The organism is Mucilaginibacter sp., assembly GCF_028287845.1.
GTDB lineage: Bacteria > Bacteroidota > Bacteroidia > Sphingobacteriales > Sphingobacteriaceae > Mucilaginibacter.
In genome coordinates, this window is the sequence record NZ_JAQBOW010000041.1 from 1 (window position 1) to 19,800 (window position 19,800).

The 19,800-nt window shown below is 39.4% G+C and carries 14 protein-coding genes; 7 read left to right on the plus strand and 7 right to left on the minus strand.

Annotation, left to right across the window (positions count from 1 at the left end):
- The first annotated feature begins 51 nt into the window (after positions 1-51).
- Complete coding sequence (gene rpsA / locus JWP71_RS03730; RefSeq protein ID WP_299497369.1) at positions 52-2,028, plus strand: 30S ribosomal protein S1; 1,977 nt, start codon at positions 52-54, stop codon at positions 2,026-2,028.
- 206 nt (positions 2,029-2,234) lie between these two features.
- On the opposite strand, the gene JWP71_RS03735 is transcribed toward rpsA, so the two are convergent.
- A complete protein-coding gene (locus tag JWP71_RS03735) occupies positions 2,235-4,190 on the minus strand; it encodes a tetratricopeptide repeat-containing sensor histidine kinase (protein ID WP_299497294.1) in 1,956 nt (651 codons plus the stop codon).
- 330 nt (positions 4,191-4,520) lie between these two features.
- Between JWP71_RS03735 and pyrR the strand changes: the two genes are divergently transcribed.
- From pyrR to JWP71_RS03750, 3 genes are read left to right on the plus strand one after another with little or no spacing between them, the layout of a single operon-like run.
- Positions 4,521-5,066, plus strand: coding sequence for a bifunctional pyr operon transcriptional regulator/uracil phosphoribosyltransferase PyrR (pyrR, locus tag JWP71_RS03740; protein WP_299497371.1), 546 nt, complete (start codon positions 4,521-4,523; stop codon positions 5,064-5,066).
- Complete coding sequence (locus JWP71_RS03745; protein ID WP_299497296.1) at positions 5,066-5,992, plus strand: aspartate carbamoyltransferase catalytic subunit; 927 nt, start codon at positions 5,066-5,068, stop codon at positions 5,990-5,992. Before pyrR ends, JWP71_RS03745 begins: the two co-directional genes overlap by 1 nt.
- Before the next feature lie 10 nt (positions 5,993-6,002).
- On the plus strand, positions 6,003-7,433 hold the full coding sequence (locus JWP71_RS03750) for a serine hydrolase domain-containing protein (RefSeq protein ID WP_299497299.1): 1,431 nt from the start codon (positions 6,003-6,005) through the stop codon (positions 7,431-7,433).
- A 165-nt stretch (positions 7,434-7,598) separates the two neighbouring features.
- Here the strand turns inward: JWP71_RS03750 and JWP71_RS03755 are convergent, their stop codons facing one another.
- From JWP71_RS03755 to JWP71_RS03775, 5 genes are all read right to left on the minus strand, one after another.
- Complete coding sequence (locus JWP71_RS03755) at positions 7,599-8,729, minus strand: efflux RND transporter periplasmic adaptor subunit (protein ID WP_299497301.1); 1,131 nt, start codon at positions 8,727-8,729, stop codon at positions 7,599-7,601.
- Positions 8,710-11,964, minus strand: a complete 3,255-nt coding sequence (locus JWP71_RS03760) for an efflux RND transporter permease subunit (RefSeq protein ID WP_299497303.1) — start codon at positions 11,962-11,964, stop codon at positions 8,710-8,712. Before JWP71_RS03760 ends, JWP71_RS03755 begins: the two co-directional genes overlap by 20 nt.
- A 19-nt stretch (positions 11,965-11,983) precedes the next feature.
- Positions 11,984-13,390 (minus strand): TolC family protein, encoded by a 1,407-nt coding sequence (locus JWP71_RS03765; protein WP_299497305.1) that lies wholly within the window; start codon positions 13,388-13,390, stop codon positions 11,984-11,986.
- Between the two features lie 190 nt (positions 13,391-13,580).
- The gene (locus JWP71_RS03770; protein ID WP_299497307.1) at positions 13,581-14,249 is read right to left on the minus strand and encodes an MBL fold metallo-hydrolase; all 669 of its coding nucleotides are present in this window, start codon (positions 14,247-14,249) and stop codon (positions 13,581-13,583) included.
- Positions 14,250-14,362: 113 nt separating this feature from the next.
- Complete coding sequence (locus JWP71_RS03775; protein WP_299497309.1) at positions 14,363-15,007, minus strand: HAD family hydrolase; 645 nt, start codon at positions 15,005-15,007, stop codon at positions 14,363-14,365.
- A gap of 108 nt (positions 15,008-15,115) precedes the next feature.
- Here JWP71_RS03775 and JWP71_RS03780 point away from each other — a divergent pair, with 108 nt between their 5' ends.
- Together JWP71_RS03780 and JWP71_RS03785 are read left to right on the plus strand one after the other, a co-directional pair.
- Complete coding sequence (locus JWP71_RS03780) at positions 15,116-15,787, plus strand: response regulator transcription factor (RefSeq protein ID WP_299497311.1); 672 nt, start codon at positions 15,116-15,118, stop codon at positions 15,785-15,787.
- A gap of 1 nt (position 15,788) precedes the next feature.
- The gene (locus tag JWP71_RS03785) at positions 15,789-17,069 is read left to right on the plus strand and encodes a HAMP domain-containing sensor histidine kinase (RefSeq protein WP_299497314.1); all 1,281 of its coding nucleotides are present in this window, start codon (positions 15,789-15,791) and stop codon (positions 17,067-17,069) included.
- A gap of 3 nt (positions 17,070-17,072) precedes the next feature.
- Here JWP71_RS03785 and JWP71_RS03790 read toward each other — a convergent pair whose 3' ends face one another.
- Positions 17,073-18,749 carry a glycosyltransferase family 39 protein gene (locus tag JWP71_RS03790; RefSeq protein ID WP_299497317.1) on the minus strand — a complete coding sequence of 559 codons (1,677 nt, stop codon included), beginning with the start codon at positions 18,747-18,749 and terminating at the stop codon, positions 17,073-17,075.
- Positions 18,750-18,893: 144 nt separating this feature from the next.
- Here JWP71_RS03790 and JWP71_RS03795 point away from each other — a divergent pair, with 144 nt between their 5' ends.
- On the plus strand, positions 18,894-19,751 hold the full coding sequence (locus JWP71_RS03795; protein ID WP_299497319.1) for an alpha/beta hydrolase-fold protein: 858 nt from the start codon (positions 18,894-18,896) through the stop codon (positions 19,749-19,751).
- Positions 19,752-19,800 lie beyond the last annotated feature (49 nt).

The following is a 19,800-nucleotide window of genomic DNA, read 5'->3' on the forward strand; positions in this document are numbered from 1 at the left end:
CTACCTTTGCAGTCCCAATTAACAAATTGGGAAAAGGAGATAAATTATTTAATGGCAAAAAAACAAGAAGCAGAAAAAGAATTAAAAGCTAAGGAAGCTGAACTGGACACAGTTACAGTAACCGGCGAAAAAGAAACTATTGAGTCAGAGGCTGATTCAATATCAATCGAAGAGATCAAATCTCAAATTGCAGTTGCACCCCGCGAAGATTTTGACTGGGATGCTGACGACAAAAAATTTGGTAACTACAGCGACAGCGAGCGTGAAAAAATGGAGAAATTGTATGATGGAACTTTCAGTTCAATCACCAAGGGCGAAATTATCACAGGTACTGTTGTAAATGTTAACAACAAGGATGTAGTATTAAACGTTGGATTTAAATCTGATGGTTTGGTATCTGTTTCTGAATTCCGTGATACACCTGATCTGAAGATCGGTGACACAGTTGATGTATTTGTTGAATCACAAGAAGATGCTAACGGACAGTTGGTACTTTCACGTAAACGCGCAAAAACACAAAAATCATGGGAAAAAATTAATTCTGCACTGGATAATGATGAGATCATCACCGGCTTTGTTAAGAGCAGAACTAAAGGTGGTCTTATTGTAGACATAATGGGCGTTGAAGCCTTTTTACCAGGTTCACAGATCGACATTAAACCTATTAGGGATTATGACGTTTATGTGGGCAAAACAATGGAATTTAAAGTTGTTAAAATAAACCACGAATTTAAAAACGTTGTGGTATCGCACAAAGTGCTTATTGAAGACGATTTGGAAAACCAAAAAACCGAAATTGTTGCCAAACTTGAAAAAGGCCAGATATTGGAAGGCACAGTTAAAAACATTACCGACTTTGGTGTATTTATTGACCTTGGTGGTGTTGACGGCTTATTACACATTACAGATATTTCATGGGGCCGTATTGAGCATCCAAGAGAAGTTTTGGCATTGGATCAAAAAATCAACGTTGTTGTTTTGGATTTTGATGACGAGAAAAAACGTATCGCTCTTGGCTTGAAACAATTAACTCCTCATCCTTGGCAAAGCCTTGACGAAGGACTACAAATTGGTTCTAAAGTTAAAGGCCGCATAGTTACCGTTGCTGATTATGGTGCTTTCTTAGAAATCATCCCGGGTGTTGAAGGTTTGATTCACGTGTCAGAAATGTCATGGTCTCAAAACCTGCGTAACCCTCAGGAATTCCTGAAAGTTGGCGACGAAATTGAAGCACAAGTATTGACATTAGATCGTGATGAGCGTAAAATGTCATTAGGCATCAAACAATTAACCCCTGATCCTTGGCAAAATGCTGCCGAACGTTATGCTGTTAGTACACAACACGTAGCTACAGTTAAAAACATGACCAACTTTGGTGTATTTGTTGAACTTGAAGACGGCATTGACGGATTAATTCACATCTCTGACCTTTCATGGTCTAAAAAAATCAATCATCCTAATGAATTCACTAAAGTTGGTGAAAAATTAAACGTGATTGTTTTAGAGCTTGATGTTGATAACCGCAAATTAAGCCTTGGCCACAAACAACTGGAAGAAAACCCTTGGGATACTTTTGAAACCATCTTCACTATTGATTCAATACATGAAGGTACCGTGTTAAAAGTAACTGATAAAGGTGCTATAGTTGCTTTACCTTACGGTGTTGAAGGCTTTGTGCCAACCAAACACCTGGTTAAAGAAGATGGCAAGAGCCTGAAAGGCGAAGAAGTTGCTGAGTTCAAGATCATTGAATTTAACAAGGAAAACAAACGTATAGTTATTTCACACTCACGTATATGGGAAGAAGCTCGTGCCGATGCTCGTGTACAGGAATTTGAAAACCGTAAAAAAGAAGCAAAATCTGCTAACAACGCGGTTAAGAAAGTGAAAGAATCGGTTGAAAAATCAACTTTAGGTGATTTAAGTGTACTGGCCCAATTGAAAGAACAAATGGAAGGTGCAGAAAGCAAAGCCGCTGTTAAAAAAGCAGCCGCAGCCGCTAAAAAATCTGAAGAAGAAGCTAAATAAGCTTTAACCAAATATTTTGTAAGGCCCTATCGAGTAATCGGTAGGGCTTTTTTGTTAGACTAATACATTATCCTCGGCAATGATTTCCGCTATCGCTCGAAAACAACACGGGTATTTTTTTATTTAGACTAACAACGTTCCTTTTGTATTCATCCTTCAAATATTACCTGATTTAACGCACGAAATAACAGTAAGAAGAATTAACGTTATTGCTTTGCCCCCGGGAAAGAAAAATAAAAGGTAGTACCTTTTCCGGGCGTGCTTTCCAGCCATATACGGCCATTATTTGCCTCAAGAAACTCTTTGATAAGGCTCAAGCCAAGGCCACTTCCTTTTTCGCCTTTGGTACCGTAAGAGACCTGGAGGTTTGATTTTAAAAAAAGTTTTTGTTGATCTGGTACTATACCTGTACCTGTATCTTTAACAGAAAAAATTACTTCACCATTAGCCTTTTGTGCATCCAGATCTATATGTCCGCTTTCGTAAGTGAATTTAATAGCGTTGGATATCAGGTTGCGAATAATAAAATCAAAATGATTCAGGTCGCCGATAATTTCGGTTTTTTCGGGCACATGATCACTTACAATAATATTTTTTAACCCTGCTTGTCTTGAAAGCAAATAAATATTCTTAGAGATTATAGATTTTGCATCCAACATTTCAGGCTGTACTTTAATTCCCTGCAACTGGGCCCTTCCCCACTCAAACAAAGTTTGCAGCAACTCAAATGATGCTTCGGTTTGTTTGCGCAGATCAGAGATCATGCTCTTTAATTCCGCTTCAGTAAAATCCTCTGTTTCCATTAATGCAAAGAGTTGTGCCGCACTTCCCGCCGGGCCCTTTAAATCATGCCCTATTACAGAAAACAGGACATCCTTAACATGATTCGCTGCTTTAAGCTCTTTATTTAACCGCTGTATCTTTATCAAATACAAATAGGCAAGTACTAATAACGCTAAGATAGCTATCAATATCACCAGGCCCATATCCAGCTCTTTCTTTTCTGCTTTTGTAACCTTTTGCAAATGGCCAATCTTTTCCCTTGAACTTTCTAAAGCATAGCTGCTATCTATAGCTGCAATTTCTTTGGTGGTATCAGCACCCAGCAAACTATCCAGTAAGCGATGATTCTCTTCCAGGGCCACCATAGCTTCTTTGTAATCCTTTTCCTGTTGATATACACCGGCCAGAGCCGCATAAATGGTAGCTTCCAAACGGGGTTGCCTAAGGCTATCGGCTATCTTAAGAGCCCGTTTCAGGTCATTTAAACTTTGGGTTGAATTTTCCTTTTTTAATACCCCTGCAATATTTATCAATGCCTGTGCCTGTTCTTCCGGCCGGTTAAATTTTTTCGCTTCTGATAGTGCTTGTTTGTAGTAAGTTAATGCATGAGTTTTTTGTCCATCCTGCTCGTATATCTTCCCTTCTTCATTTAGCATGGTGATCTGTGTATCACGTTCAGAAGATGTGTTGCTATTTCGAATGCCTTCTTCTAAATATTTGAGCGCAGTATGGCTGTCGCCTTTTTTCAAATACAAATGGCCAATACGATCTAACAATATAAAATAAGCTTCCGGTTTTAGTTTCCGCTGTTCATATTGTACCAATATCCGCAGGTAATAAGTAAGTGCCTTTTCTATATCTCCTTTTTCCTCATATACTTTTCCCAGCCCGTTATAAGTTTCCAATATGCCCAAACTATCGTGGCTATCTCTATAAAACTCCATCGATCTGCCAAAGTCTTCTGTAGCAGCGCTTATATTTTTTTGTTGCCCGTCAAGCAATCCTAATTGGTCATAAGCAAGGGTTATACCTTCAGGCTGATGCAGGTTACGGAATATGGATAGTGCTTCATTAATAAACCTCCTGGCCAATTCTTCGTGATGGTGCAAAATATTAATGCGGCCCAATTCAATAAGTAACAGGCCCTGGCTATTGCGGTCGCCCAGGTTCTCGGCCAGTTTCATAGCCTGGTTACAATAATGCACTGCAGAATCCGGCTGATCTGCTGCATAAATTTTACTTATCTCCAGATAGGTATTGATCTTTGCCGGCTCTGATTCTGTACGAAGACGAGAGCGTAGAACCGATATTGATTGCTGCGAAGAGGCCGTAAAGCTTAACAATAAAAACAATAATAGTATATATATAGATTTAGGCATAGCAGGGGTTATGTAAATAGGTATAAGCTCATAGTATAATCTTCTTAACTGCTATATTTTTAAAAAATACAGATAATTAAAAGACCGATAAGTTTAATAATTACATTGCCAATAAATAATACAAGTATTGATCCAAACAAAAATTGCAATAAATTTTCGTAAAAACGGTTACGTACGGGCACAATGCTATTGGTTAATAAGGTAAGAAGAATTATAAATTTATGAAATATTCTCAGAAGAAGTATTACTTTATATTCTTTATAAACTAATATCGAATGACTACTCAACTAATCACTAAAATTATTACCTTTGCCCAAATCCACCCAAACGATGCAAAATCTTACGCTGCTCGACGGTCAAAAATTTCAAATCACCATACAACGTTTATGTCGTCAGTTGATTGAAAATCATAATGATTTTTCGGGATCTGTATTGATAGGCATCCAACCCCGGGGTATATACTTAGCAAAGCGTGTAGCCGAAGAACTTCGCAAAATATTACCGGATAATACCATTGAACAAGGCGACCTTGATATTACCTTTTACAGGGATGATTTCCGCAGGCGCGAATCGCCGCTGGTACCCAATCAAACTAAGATAGATTTTATTATTGAAGGCAAAAAAGTAATTATGATGGACGATGTGTTGTGGACAGGCCGCACCATACGCGCAGCAATGGACGCCATGCTTGCTTTTGGAAGGCCCGAAAAGGTAGAACTATTAACACTGGTTGACAGACGTTACTCGCGCCACATACCGGTAGCTGCCGACTATGTAGGCATAGAGGTTGATTCCATTGCATCGCAAAAGGTGGTAGTTAGCTGGAAAGAAACAGATGGAGAAGATAAAATAGTTTTATTATCGGAAGTTAAATAATGGCAGGACTAAGCACACGACATTTATTAGGAATAAAGGATTTGAACGCGGCTGATCTTCAATTGATCTTTGAAACTGCCGATAACTTTAAAACGGTATTAAACCGGCCAATAAAAAAAGTCCCTTCCCTGCGTGATGTAACCATTGCCAATATATTTTTTGAAAATTCTACCCGCACCCGCTTATCATTTGAGCTTGCCGAAAAACGCTTATCAGCCGATGTGGTAAATTTTGCCGCGTCTTCATCATCAGTAAGTAAAGGCGAGACACTAATAGATACCGTAAACAATATACTGGCCATGAAGGTAGACATGGTGGTAATGCGCCATCCGTATGCAGGCGCGGCAACTTTTTTATCTAAACATGTAAAGGCCCAGATAGTAAATGCCGGCGACGGCGCTCACGAACACCCAACACAAGCTTTGCTCGACGCTTTTTCTATACGCGAAAAACATGGAGATGTTGCCGGAAAAAAAGTTGTTATTGTAGGCGATATTTTGCACTCGCGCGTTGCCCTCTCAAATATTTTATGCCTTAAACAATTAGGTGCCGAAGTTATGGTTTGCGGGCCAACTACGCTTATCCCCAAATATATCAGCGCATTAGGTGTTAAGGTTGAAAATAACCTTATAAAAGCCCTTAACTGGTGCGATGTAGCCAATATGCTGCGTATACAGTTAGAAAGGCAGGACATTAAGTATTTTCCATCCCTGCGTGAATATACCATGCTGTACGGCTTAAATAAACAAATACTCGACTCGTTAGATAAAGAGATAACCGTAATGCACCCCGGCCCCATTAACCGTGGTGTGGAAATTACCAGCGATGTTGCCGACAGCAAGCAATCTATCATATTAGACCAGGTAGAAAATGGCGTTGCAATACGTATGGCAGTGTTATATTTACTGGCCGGACAAACGACATAATTTGAACGGTATGAAACCTATACGCAGTTTAGTATTTATTGTGTTTGGGCTATTTGCATCTTTAAATATGTCTGCCCAAAACCTGCGGCTGCAAAAAACAGATTCGGTATTAACACTGGTTAAAGAACACTTCAAATTAAAAGATGCCGATGGGATATACGCTTTAACGGGCGCAAATTTCAGGAAAGCATTAAGCATGGCTGCATTTAGGGATGTTTGTTCGGAGCAGTTGTTCCCATTGGGCGAAATAAAAAAAGATTCGCTGCTAAGCTTTGTAAATAACAAAACGGCCACTTACAAACTACAATTTGATGCAGTAACTATGCAGCTACTCATGAACCTTGACCAGGACGATAAAATAGAATTGTTCTTGTTTCAACCCTACAAAGATGAATCGGCCACCAAGCTCGAACAGGTTGCTACCTCCAACTCTTTAAAGTCAGCCATAGATAAAAAAATTAATGCAGAGGCCAGAAAGTATATTCAAAAAGTAAATACCGTTGGCTTAAGTATCGGCATTATTAAAGATGGAAAAGTTAGCACCTATAATTATGGGGAAACGACAAGGGGCAATAAACGCCTGCCTACTACAAATACTATATTCGAGATAGGCTCCATTACCAAAACATTCACTTCTACCCTATTAGCTTATTATGTAAATGAGGGAAAGATAAGTTTAACCGACCCCATAACCAAATTTTTGCCAGATTCTGTAGCCCGCAACCCCGAGCTTAAAAACATCACTTTGCTAAATTTAAGCAATCATACATCAGGCCTACCAAGCTTGCCCGATAACTTTTCGGCACAACGGCCCTACAATAAGTTAAATCCCTATAAAAACTATAATAAGCAGTTGCTGTTTGCCTACCTGAAAAAGTGCACGTTAAACAGCAGGCCCGGCGAACAATATGCTTACTCTAATTTAGCGGCAGGATTGCTGGGCACTATTTTAGAACAGGTAGGCGGTAAAAGCTTTGAACAATTGGTTTGGGAAATTATTTGCTCCCCTTTACAAATGAAAAGCACGGTACAGCATTTGACCCCCATGATATCCACACGCTTTACTACGGTTTATGACGATAACGGGCAACAAACCCCTGCCTGGGATTTTGACGCACTGGCTCCTGCCGGGTCATTAAGATCAACGGTTAATGACCTTTTATTATACGCAAAGGCCAATATGACAAAAAGCGACAGTAAACTATCCAAAGCTTTTGAGCTAACACACCAGATCACCTTTAATACGGATACAAAACTGGGCCTGGCCTGGCATATAATTGAAGTGAATGGGGTTAGCTACTATTTTCATAATGGCGGCACATATGGCAGCAGCAGTTTCCTTGCCTATAACATAGAGAAAAATATTGCCGTTATTATCTTATCAAATGCCAGCCCAAGTACCGACGTATTGGGGGTTAGTATTTTAAAACAATTGCAATAAAGACATGGCCCGTTTCCTGCAAAATGTAGAGCAAGGCAATGGCGAGACAATAAAAGAATATATCGCTATTAGTATGCTGGGGCGGGAACCCGTAGCCTCTTTCAACAATTGCGAGTACCCACCCCTGGGTGCGCCCTGGTGAATACTCGCAAAATGATATGGTTATTAATTATCCTTCAACTGCTGGCCGTCTCTTATCTCGTCAGTAGCATTTTTAACTACTTTATCGCCGGCTTTCAAATTACCGTAAACTTCCATTTTATCGCCTGATTGAAAGCCTTTTTTCACATCAACCCACTCGGCATGATGATTGGTAACCCTTACCACAAACACTTTTTCGGTTGATGATACTACCGCGCTTTTCGGTACAATAAGGGTACTATCATGAGATGGCAGCGGTACGTTAACATCGGCATACATGTGTGGCAATAGTTTATTTCCTTTATTATAAACATCCATTTCCACACGTTCAGAACGCAGCTTGTCGTCAAGCGCGCCGGCTAAGCGGGCAATCTTAGCAGTAAATTTTTCGCCGGGCAATTCGCGTACGGTAAATTTAACTTCGCTTTTATTGGTTAAACCACCTACATAAGCTTCGGGTACTGATACTACCAAACGCAGGCGGTTTTGATCTTGCAAAACAAACAATGGATCAGAACTTTTACCACCCGGACCAACATAAGCACCTAAATTTATATTACGTGTTGTTATTACCCCATTAAATGGCGCGCGTATTTGTAAATACGCTAAATTGGATGATACTTCTTTGTATGCTGATTTTACAGCTTCTAAGTTTGAAAAATCCGATTTTCTTTTAGCATCAGCCTGTTCCAAATCGTTTTGTGAAACTGTACCTGGAATTTGGCTGGTACTTAATAAACGATCATAAGTTGCCTTACTGGCAATGTATACCGCTTCCTGTTGCTTTATTCTTGATTGCGCCGCTGTTAACTGCGAATTGATCTCGGGAGCCTCTAAAGTCACCAACAATTGCCCTGTATGCACTTGCGAGCCAATATCAACCATTAGCGTTTTAACATAGCTATTTAATTTGGCATACAAATCAACCTGTTGATAAGGCAATAACTCGCCCGGTACAGCAATGCTCGGGCTTAGTTTTCCTTTTTCAACTGATCCTACATTAACGGAAGGAAAATCAACCGCGTCTTGCTGTTCTTTTTGTTGTTTTGCCTCTTCTGTGCCTTTTTCTTCCGAATGGCAGGCGCCCAGTAATAAGCTTACGCTTACAGCCAATACGGCTATAGCTGTTGTTGGTTTATGTTTCAATATGTTCATGATGGTGCTGGGGTACATAAAATTTACTTTCTTTATCTTCGGGATCCAAGGAAACAGAATCGGTGGTAGTATTACCTTGTACCCATGCAAAAACCAGTGGTAATATTAATAAGGCTGCAAAAGTAGAGGCTAATAATCCACCAATAACGGCACGACCTAATGGTGATGTCTGATCGCCGCCCTCGCCTAAACCTGATGCCATTGGTATCATACCTACAACCATGGCTAAGCTGGTCATTAATACGGGCCTTAAACGTAAAGCAACAGCCTCACGTGCAGATTTTAGGGCATTGCCATTATGCTTGCGCAATTCTTCGGCGTTGGTTATCAATAGTACCGCGTTGGATATGGATACACCTACAGACATGATCATACCCATGTATGATTGCAGGTTTAACGTGGCTCCGGTTATTTTTACCAGGAACAACGAGCCAAACAGTACCGCGGGCACGGTTGATAATACCACGAACGACATTTTAAATGATTGAAAATTAGCTGCAAGCATTAAAAATATCACAATAATCGCAACTAATAATCCATTTTGCAAACTATCAAGTGTATCTGTTAACGTTGTGCTTAAACCGCGTGGCTCTACCGTTAAACCACGAGGTAGTTTACCTAATGATTTGATGGCTTTTTGCACATCGTCCGTCGCGGTGCCTAAATCCTTATTATTTAAATTAGCGGTTACTGATAGCATAGGTATAGCACCAATATTATCATCTTCGCCGAAGGTTGTGCCGGGGGTAATATCGGCTACATCACTTAATACCGGCCTTGCCTGGTTAGCTAATACCGGTATTTCACGGATATTATTTAAGCTGGCCATTTGATATTCGGGCACTTCTACCTGTACGCTATAGCTAAGCCCTACTTTTTCATCCAGCCATACGTTTTTCTCGGTATAACGGGATGACGAGGTTGCAGCAATCAATGAGCGCGAGATATCACTTAAACCTACTCCAAGCTGAGCGGCGCGCTGCCTGTCAATATTAATATTTATGGTAGGATATTTAATAGATTGTCCTATCTGCACATCGCGCAGGTAAGGTATTTGCTTTAACTTATTTAATACTTTAAAAGCGAATGTAATATTCTGTTTTTTATTTTTGCCAGATATAGCTACCTCAATCGGTGTTGGCGATCCCTGGCTCAGAATTTTATCGGTAAGCTCAATAGGCTCAAAAGAAAGCATTACACCCGGCAGCTCTTTTTTCATAGCGGCCCTGAATCTCTCTTTAAGTTCATCAAGGTTTACTTTATAATCTTCTTTTAAATTTACCTGCATAACCGCTTCCTGCGGACCAGCCATAAACAAATAAATAGGGCTGGTTGAAAATTGCCCCGGGTGCTGGCCAACCATGGCAGACGTTACTTCGATGTTATTACGACCAACAAGGTCGCCCAAAATACGCAGTGCTTTAAGGGTTATTGCTTCGGTGCGCTCTAAGCGGGTACCGTCTGCTGCGCGCAAACGAACCTGGAACGTGCCCGAATTTACTTTTGGCAATACATCACGCCCTATAATATTTAATAACAAGAATGCCAATCCACAGGCTGCAACCGCATAAACTATTACAATAATCTTGCGGTTAGGCATCATCCTATCCATCAAACGCAAAAAGCGTATGCGGAATTTATCAAACCGAGTTAGCTTTTTATCTGTTTGCGTGGCATTTTTTATAGCGAGTTCTTTTTGCTCCCATGCACCACCTTCATCATCCAAAGCAAAACCATCTGCATGGCTTTTATCTTCATGCTCATTTTTCATTAGCCAGTTGGCCATAACCGGTACAAAGGTCTGGGCAAGCAGGTAGGAGGTGATCATGGAAAAACCAATTGCCAATGCCAAGGGCAGGAACAATGCACCCGGAATACCCTTCATGGTAAAGGCAGGTGCAAATACCGCAAGAATACAAAACAGTATAAGCAACTTAGGGAACGCAATTTCCTTACAGGCATCCCAAATGGCCAATGCCTTGGGTTTACCCATATCAAAGTGCTGGTGAATATTCTCAATCGTCACCGTCGACTCATCTACCAGGATACCAATTGCCAGCGAAAGCCCGCTTAGCGTCATGATATTTATTGTTTGATGGAAAAGCGACAAGAAGAATATGCCGGCAATAATAGCTATTGGTATAGTTAATATTACAATAAGCGCGCCACGCCTATCGCCCAAAAACATCAAAACCATTAAGCCGGTAAGTACCGCGCCTATAGCCCCCTCTTCGACTAAACTTTTTACGGCATTTATAACATAAACAGATTGATCAAATACGTATGATACTTTAACATCCTCTGGCAATAAGGCCTGGAAACGTGGTATTGCTTTCTTTAGATTTTGTACCACATCCCATGTAGAAGCATCAGCAGATTTGGTAATAGGCAGGTAAACCGATCGCTTACCATTAATTAACGCGTAGCTTGATGTAATATCCGCACCATCTTCAATAGTCGCTACATCGCGCAAAAACACGGTTTGTACACCACTCTTATAGATAGGGATATCACCAAAATCTTTTATATTTTTAATAGTAGTGTTAGCCGGCGACAGGTAATTATAATCGCCTATACGTATGTTACCTGCCGGTGAATTTTGGTTATTATCACGCATGGCGACTACTATTTGATCGGGCGTTAAATTATGTGCTCGTAATAGTTCTGGGTCAACCTTTATTAAAACTGTACGCTGGTTACCTCCAAACGGCGCAGGCGCAACTAAACCTGGTATAGATGTAAATGATGATCGAACATAAATATTGGCCAGATCAAGTAATTCATTATTTGTTCGGGTAGGGCTGGTTAATACCAGTTGCCCTACCGGAAGTGTAGAAGCATCAAACCTTAATATAAAAGGTGGCTGCGAACCAGGCGGGAACGAGGCCTGCGCCCTATTGGTATAAGCCGTCACCTCCGCGGCGGCCTGTGCCATATTGGTACCTTCGTAAAACGTTAGCTTAATAAGTGTTAATCCCGTTATGTTACGGGTTTCGATACTTTTTACGCCCGATACATATAACAGCAAGTTAACATACTGTTTACCAAAGTAAGCTTCCATTTGGTCGGGTGTATAACCGCCATATGGGTGCGAAATATAAATTACAGGCAAATTAAGATCGGGGAAAATATCTATCTTAATACTTCTTATCGCGCTGATACCAAAGAAAAACAATCCCGCTACTATAACAAGTATAGTAATTGGCCTCCTAAGCGCACTTTTTATCATTCCCATTTTTATACCTATATCTTAATTAAAAATTATTCATAAATACACCAAAATCTCCGGTTGCAGCAGCTTTTGATAATACCGCCTGCCAAACAGTGTTTGACACGATGTCTCTGTCAACTTCGGCCCGGTTAAGTACATATAACGCCTGCGTAAAATCAACAATGTTGGCTAAACCGTTTTTATATAAAGCAAACTTTTGATTGTATGCATCTGTAGCGGCTTTTACTTCAACCGGTGCTTCAATGTAGTTTTTCAGGGCATTGTTTATCCGGACTTCGGCAAGCAGTTGCTGGTCGCGCAATTGCTGGCCAACCAGCTCATATTCATTCCGGTATTGATCTGATGTATATTTTTGTGATTGCACCTGGTAATGCACCCTAAACGGATTAGTAATGTTCCAGATTACAGCAGCACCTAACAAATAATTATATCGTGTTGGCTGTACACCGGCGCCGTAACTTGAGCTGTAATCGTTCACGTTGTTAATGCCATAGTCTGATTTAAAACCCGACCCCCTGCCCTGGTAAACGCCAAACAAACTAAAAGTAGGGTAGCTAAATGTGCTTAAATACTTTGCCTGCTCATCGCTTACACCAATACGGTTACGAAAGTAGCGCAACTCGGGATGATCATCTATACTTACCGTTGAGATTGCGTTAGGTTTTGGTGGGGCGTTGCTTACAAATGTACTGTCTAACACAAAATCTTGTGGTGCAATACCTAAATACTGCGCTAACTGGTTGCTTTGATCTTGTGCAATTTGCTGCGCGTTAGTTAATGCAATTTTGGCGTTTGATACTTCGGCATTTGCTAGCGAGGAATCAACACCCGGATTTAAACCATTACGTACACGGGCAATCACAACCTTTTGTAGTTGAATGGATCGATTCAGATTATCTTCTTGCGCCTTACTTAATTGCTGGGCCACCAATAAATTTAAATAGGTACTGGCTACCCGTATTTGGTGCTGAAATTGTTCCTGTACCAAATCGGTTTCATTAAGGGATACTACAGCTCCCTGTACTTTAACCCTTTCTCTGGCTTTACCAAATGCAAAAACGTCCCAGTTGATGTTGCTTACATAAAGCGAACCAAAGGCAGCATTATAATTTTGATTAGGCAAAGTTGGACCAGACGAAGATACGGCCAAACCATGATACCCAAACAATGGCCCTGTTGTACCATTAACAGTACCATAATCTTGTTGCAGAGAAACGTTCAGATCGGGCAGAGCTTCGGTGCGTGTTTCTTTTAAATAAGCTTTTGAGGCGTTTAACTGACTTGCTTTAGCTTTTATAGTGCCATAATTAGCAAGCGCAATTTGTTCGGCCTCTTTAAGGCTCAGTACCTTTTGCTGGCTTTGTGCCTGGTTGACGAAGAAGATACAAAAAATACCTGATAAGGTATATTTAGAAATTGTGTTGAGCATACCGGGGTGTTATCTGCAGCAAATTTAAAAAATAGTTGATTGTGTCAACTATGTTTACGGCTATGTAACAAGATTGTCGCTATAAACTGACGGATTAGTGAGAATCTCACCTCATTTTATGGGAATTTAACATGAAAGGCGATTAAATGAACCAAATTCCATATTGGTATTTGGTATTTTACTACAAAAGTTAATTAATGCTAATGTTTATACTGTCGCCGGGCTTATATATCTCATTAAATTTTATGTTTTGTTTATCAAAATGCTTTTTATAGGCTTCATACCGTTGTTTAATAAAGAACTCTTTTGCGTAGCCGTCATGAACGGGCAATATTTGTTTGGGTTGCAATTTATCGGCAAAACCGGTTATGCGCAGTTCGTTGGCAAAAGGCGCCATGGTTACCATTATTAATAGTTCGATGCCTTTATATTTCAATAGCGCGTCTTCCATTGAATCTACCGGATGCAGCACTTTATCATTTATAACAAAGCCAGTCATTTGTGGTAACGGGTTATCTAATATAGGTTCATGAATAACTGCTATTGCTTCTAATTTAAAAGGCCCTGCGTAATGTATACCGTCATGCCAAACGGTGTGATCAATACCGGCTTTTTGCAAGGCCTCACCAACTTGCGCATTGGTATAGATGGGCGCGCCGCTGAGATCGGTAATTTTTTTAAGATTTTCGGTATCTAAATGGTCGGGATGTATATGGGTAATAATTATGCTGTTTACATCAGCAAACCTATCAGGCGTTACTATACCTTCGGCAAAAGTAAACTTACCCGGATCGAACAATAGTTTGTGCCCGTCTAGTTCAAACACCAAACAGGAGTGCAGATATTTTGAAATTTTCATAACCGTATATGGTTTATAAAATAACTGTAGGTATCAGGAAATGTTTGTGGCCTCACCTAAATCCTCTCCAAAGGAGAGGACTTTGATGAGCAGATCATCAAACAACTTTTCTCCTACAGCAATGCCGTAAGCTCACTCAACTTAGAAATGGTTGCTACCTGATTTTTCTCAACTACCCCAAACCCGTAATCAGCAAAAATAAATGGCACACCGGCTTGGGTTGCAGCATTATAATCGCCCATGGTATCGCCTATATAAACCGGGGCGCTAAGGTTATGGTCGGTTATAATATCTCTTATATTATCGGCCTTAGGCATATTTTTAGTGCCGTAACATTGGTGGCCCATAAAGTAATGCTCCAAACCGCTAATTTTAAAAAACACCTCAATGTACCCGCTTTGGCAATTACTAACTATAAATAGCTTGTATTTTTTTGAAAGATATTGCAGGGCTTCCTCTAACCCGTGATAAAGCTCGCCGCCTTTTTCATATAAAATTTCCAGTTCCTTTTTCGAAGCTATAGCTTTAAAATCCTCGCGCTGTTCGTCGGTAAGATACGGAAGCAGGGTTTCAAAAATAGCCTTGTAAGTCATTCCCGTAATGGAATGTATCATGGGCTGGGTAAAATCTTCTTTAACATAATCTACCTGATCTTTGGCTCCCTGCCAGGCCAGCACAACATTTGCCGAGCTATCCCAAAGTGTACCATCCAGGTCGAAAATAATGCTGTCGTATTTGTTTTTTAGTGTAATATCCATAGAGCGGCAAAAATAGAATTTATTTATTAACGGGCAGTTTTTCTATCATCATGTTTACTTCAAATTTTCCTCAAATTCAATTGCTATATTTATAAAAAAATATATTTTTTGAAGCTGCTGATAATAGAAGACGAGCAAGGTCTTAGGGAAAGTATAGAACGATATTTTACCGTTGAGGGAATTATATGTGAAAGCTGCAGCAGTCTGGCGGCTGCTATCAGTAAAGTTACACTTTATCAATATGACTGTATATTGCTGGATATTGGTTTACCCGATGGCGAAGGTTTTACTTTATTGGAGCATTTAAAAGCAAATGGTAAAAATGAAGGTGTGTTAATAATTTCGGCACGAAACTCGTTAGACAATAAAATAAAAGGGTTAAACCTTGGGGCCGATGATTACCTGACCAAACCGTTCCACCTGGCCGAGTTAAAAGCAAGAATAGATGCCATTTTCAGGCGAAAGGCTTTTAATACTACAAACACATTAAACTACGACCTAATTAGTATAAACTTACTTGCACGTGAGGTTGAAGTGAATTCAATAAACATTATACTTACCCGTAAAGAGTATGATATGCTATTATATTTTATAGCCAATAAAGGAAAAGTTATATCCAAAAACGCCATTGCCGAACATTTATGGGGCGATGAAATTGATTTGGTTGATAGTTTTGATTTTATTTATACCCATATTAAAAACATTCGCAAAAAATTAATGGAAGCCGCGCATAAAGATTACATAAAATCTGTTTACGGAGTAGGTTACAAATTTTTATAACATGAAGTTAGCTTCACAATATAATAAGGCTACGTTGATCATTACTTTTTTAGTATTGTTTATTGCGGGTTTTATTTATTACACTACAATAAATTATATTGTTAACAAACAGCTTGACCGCGACCTGACAGAAGAACTGGATGAGATAACAGATTATATAAATCTTAATCAGCACCTGCCTAAACAGCTTGATTTTAACGGAGATCAAACTACCCTCACTAAAACAGATCAAAAATTAATTGAAAAGAGCTTTTATGATATTCCGTATCATGTGGCCCAAAGAGACGCTGACAGCGAAAACGGGGGCATAAAATATAAGATTAAACCCGGCAGAGCAGTAAAGGCTCTAATTTCAGTAAAGGGCGAAAATTACATATTAACTGTAGCCCAATCTAAAGAAGGCTCAAAGCACTTAACCCAGTTAATTATTATTATTACACTAGGGCTTACTGTATTTTTATTGGGCATACTGGCTATAACCAACAAGTATGTGCTTAATGGTTTATGGAAGCCATTTTATCATATTTTACAGCAATTAAAATCATTTAATATTGCTGATACCAACGGCCTTAATTTAAGTAAAACTAACATAGATGAATTTAAGGAATTAAATGATGCGGTGATAATTATGTCATCAAGGGTTAAAAATGATTATCAAAATCTTAAAACTTTTACCGAAAACGCATCGCACGAAATGCTTACCCCTATAGCGGTGATTACTTCGAAACTGGATACTTTAATACAGGATGAAAAATTAAAGGCCGAGCAGTTTGCCCAGATCACCGATATATATGCAGCAACCAATAAGCTTTCGCGCTTAAACCAATCACTTTTATTGCTGGTTAAAATTGATAATGACCTGATACAGGATAACGCTACATTTAACTTAAAAGATGTAATACTTGAAAAAGAACGCCAGTTCCAGGAGCTTACCCAAAATAAGGGTATTGAATTAATACATCTGCTTGAAGACAAGGAAATTACTGCAAGCAGGTATTTAATTGAGATATTAATTAACAACTTGTTTAACAACTCCATAAAGCACAATCAAACAAATGGTAAAATATATATAAGGCTTACCCACAATAAACTCATATTTCAAAATACCGGCGAAAACGACGCGCTAAATAATACTGAGATATTTGAAAGGTTTAAAAAAGGCAAAAGTTCTGATGGTACCGGTTTGGGATTAACAATAGCTAAAAATATTTGCAGCCAGTATAACTATAACCTCAAGTATACTTTTGAAGCGCCTTTTCACACTTTTAAAATAGCTTTCTAAAATTTATTGTATTGGTGTTACTATAACTACTTCCATTTCTGTCAATTCTTTCTCTCTTGTAGCCTTATTTAAAAATGAAGGTTTTAACCGGCTTATCCAGTATCGCTTAAAGGTTTTAAGTGGCTGTATCTTCCATCTTTTAGCCAACAGGTCTTTTATGCCATCAGCAGTAGCATATAATATAAATGGCTGTGGAGGAATATGTCCATTTCCATCCGCATTAATTGTTGTTATTGGCCCCTCAATATAAAAGTTCATCGCCGATATATAATCATCATTTACCTGTACCACCGGCATTTTTTGAGGATTATGCTGATTAATCCAAACGGCGGCTTCGCTGCCCGACTGGTAATGCAATAACGAAGTATAAAACACCTGATTCAGATATATATTAATCAGGAATGACGCTAACAGCGTTTGTAAAATTATCCTGCTAATAACATTTGTAGTTATAACCTGTGGTAAAAAAAGCAATGCAATAAACAGAATCAGTAAACAAATGCCAATGGCAACTGTAAATGTTTCGGGTTGATAAAAATAGTGCAGCGCCCCTATCACCAACAACAGCAAAATTATAATGATGGTTTGTGTAATACGGATAGCCTTTACACTTTTTGGAAGCCGCACATTATATAAATACTGCGCTGTTAAAATAGCGAAGAACGGATATACAATATTTAAATAATGCGGCAACTGAAACTTTGAGGCAGAGAATAATAAAAACGTTAACAATGATCCGCATAAGCAATACCACTCGGTAGTCTGTACTTGTTTACTACCCCTTTTTATGAACTGAAATACAGCCGCAAATAACAACAACGACCATGGCAAAAACGCCCATAGCGTGGTATGCACAAAAAATGTCGGATCGCCATTACCTTTGATTGGGCCGGTATTAAAAAAACGGCCAAACTGGCTATCCCAAAAAAAGAACCTTATACCTGATACATTATGTTTATCAAATATTAACTTTTCGGGGTGCAGGTCAAATTGCTGGTTAAGGCAATAAAGTTCGGGCAGGATAAAGATCAGTATCAATATAGCGGCAACGAGCCATCTTAAATTAAAAAGCTGTTTCCATTGTTTGGTTAGTATAAATTGCCCGGCAATGGCCCCGCCTATTGGTATTAGGGCAAACATGCCTTTGGTCATGATGGCACAGGCAGTAAACAGGCAGCCAAATAATAAATGCCGGTAATTATTGCCGGTATGCGCTTTATAAAAATGATAAACGGCAGCTATAATAAGCCCGGTTAAATAAGGCTCTGCACGTACATCATTGTCAGACAGCACAATATGCTGCGCGGTAAGCAATATCAGTACGGCCCATAAGCCAATTTGTTTATTATATAATGCCTTACCAAACAAATAGGTATAAACCGCGCCCATCAACAAAAAAAGTATGGCTGGCAGCTTATAGGCCCAGGTTTTAAACCCGAAACATTTAAAGAAAAACGCGATTATCCAAAACGGAAAATGCGGCTTATCCAGCCAATCTTTACCATAAGCAAACAGCTCCACATAATTATTGCGTTGCACCATGGTTTTGGCTATTGAGGCATATAATGTACCATCCGGGCCGGTTATGGGGACAAATAACGCGCTAAAATTTACAGCAACCGCAATGCCTATAAAAAGGTACAGCCATCGGGTATAGAGTGCATCGGTTTGTTTAGCCATTTATAGGAGTAAAGGTAATGAGATTTTGAATATCCACTAATGTCATTTCTAATGATAGAGACAGATGGCATAGTTAAATTTAGTTTTTTATATTAAATTTATCGGGTCAATGTCCTCAACTATTGGCCTAACCAATTAAACACAATGAAGAAATTACTTGTATTAATAGCATTGCTATTTCCTTTTGTAACTTTTGCGCAAACCGGTAAAGTTTTTGACAACCTGAGCTTACCCAGCAAAATATTAAAAAGCGACCGCAAATTTGCCATTTACTTACCGCCCGATTATGAGACATCTAACCGCACTTATCCCGTGTTATATTTATTGCATGGATCGGGCGATGACCAAACCGGATGGGTAACTTTTGGCGAAGTGTTAAATATTACTGATAAAGCCATTGCTGATGGCACAGCCACACCTATGATAATTGTAATGCCTGATGGCAATACCGGTCGTCGTGGTTATTTTAATGATATTAAGGGCGATTGGAACTATGAAGATTTTTTCTTCCAGGAACTGATACCTTTTATAGAAAAGAAATATCGTGCTAAAACAGACAAACGCTCGCGTGCGGTAGCTGGTTTGTCTATGGGTGGTGGCGGCACATTTATGTATGCTTTGCATCATCCTGAATTATTCTCATCTGCATGCCCGTTAAGCGCGGCCGTTGGGCCATTTACTTTGGACGAAGCGCGCATAACGTATAGAAGAAATAATCCTAACCTTGCCGATTCAACCATTGCTAATTATTATAACCGCCATAGTGTATTAGCGCTGGTAAACAACATGCCCGATAGCCAAAAGAAAGCTGTGCGCTGGTATATTGATGATGGCGATGATGATTTTTTATATGAAGGGAATGCGCTGGTACATATCGCTATGCGCAAAAAAGAAATACCGCATGAATTCAGGATACGCGACGGCGGCCACACCTGGACCTACTGGCGCGCGTCATTACCCAAAGTATTGGAGTTTGTGTCTGACGCTTTTCACCAATTTTAAGCCTTATCTTATGCTTATTAGAAAATCAAAGTTTCTAATAAGCATAAGT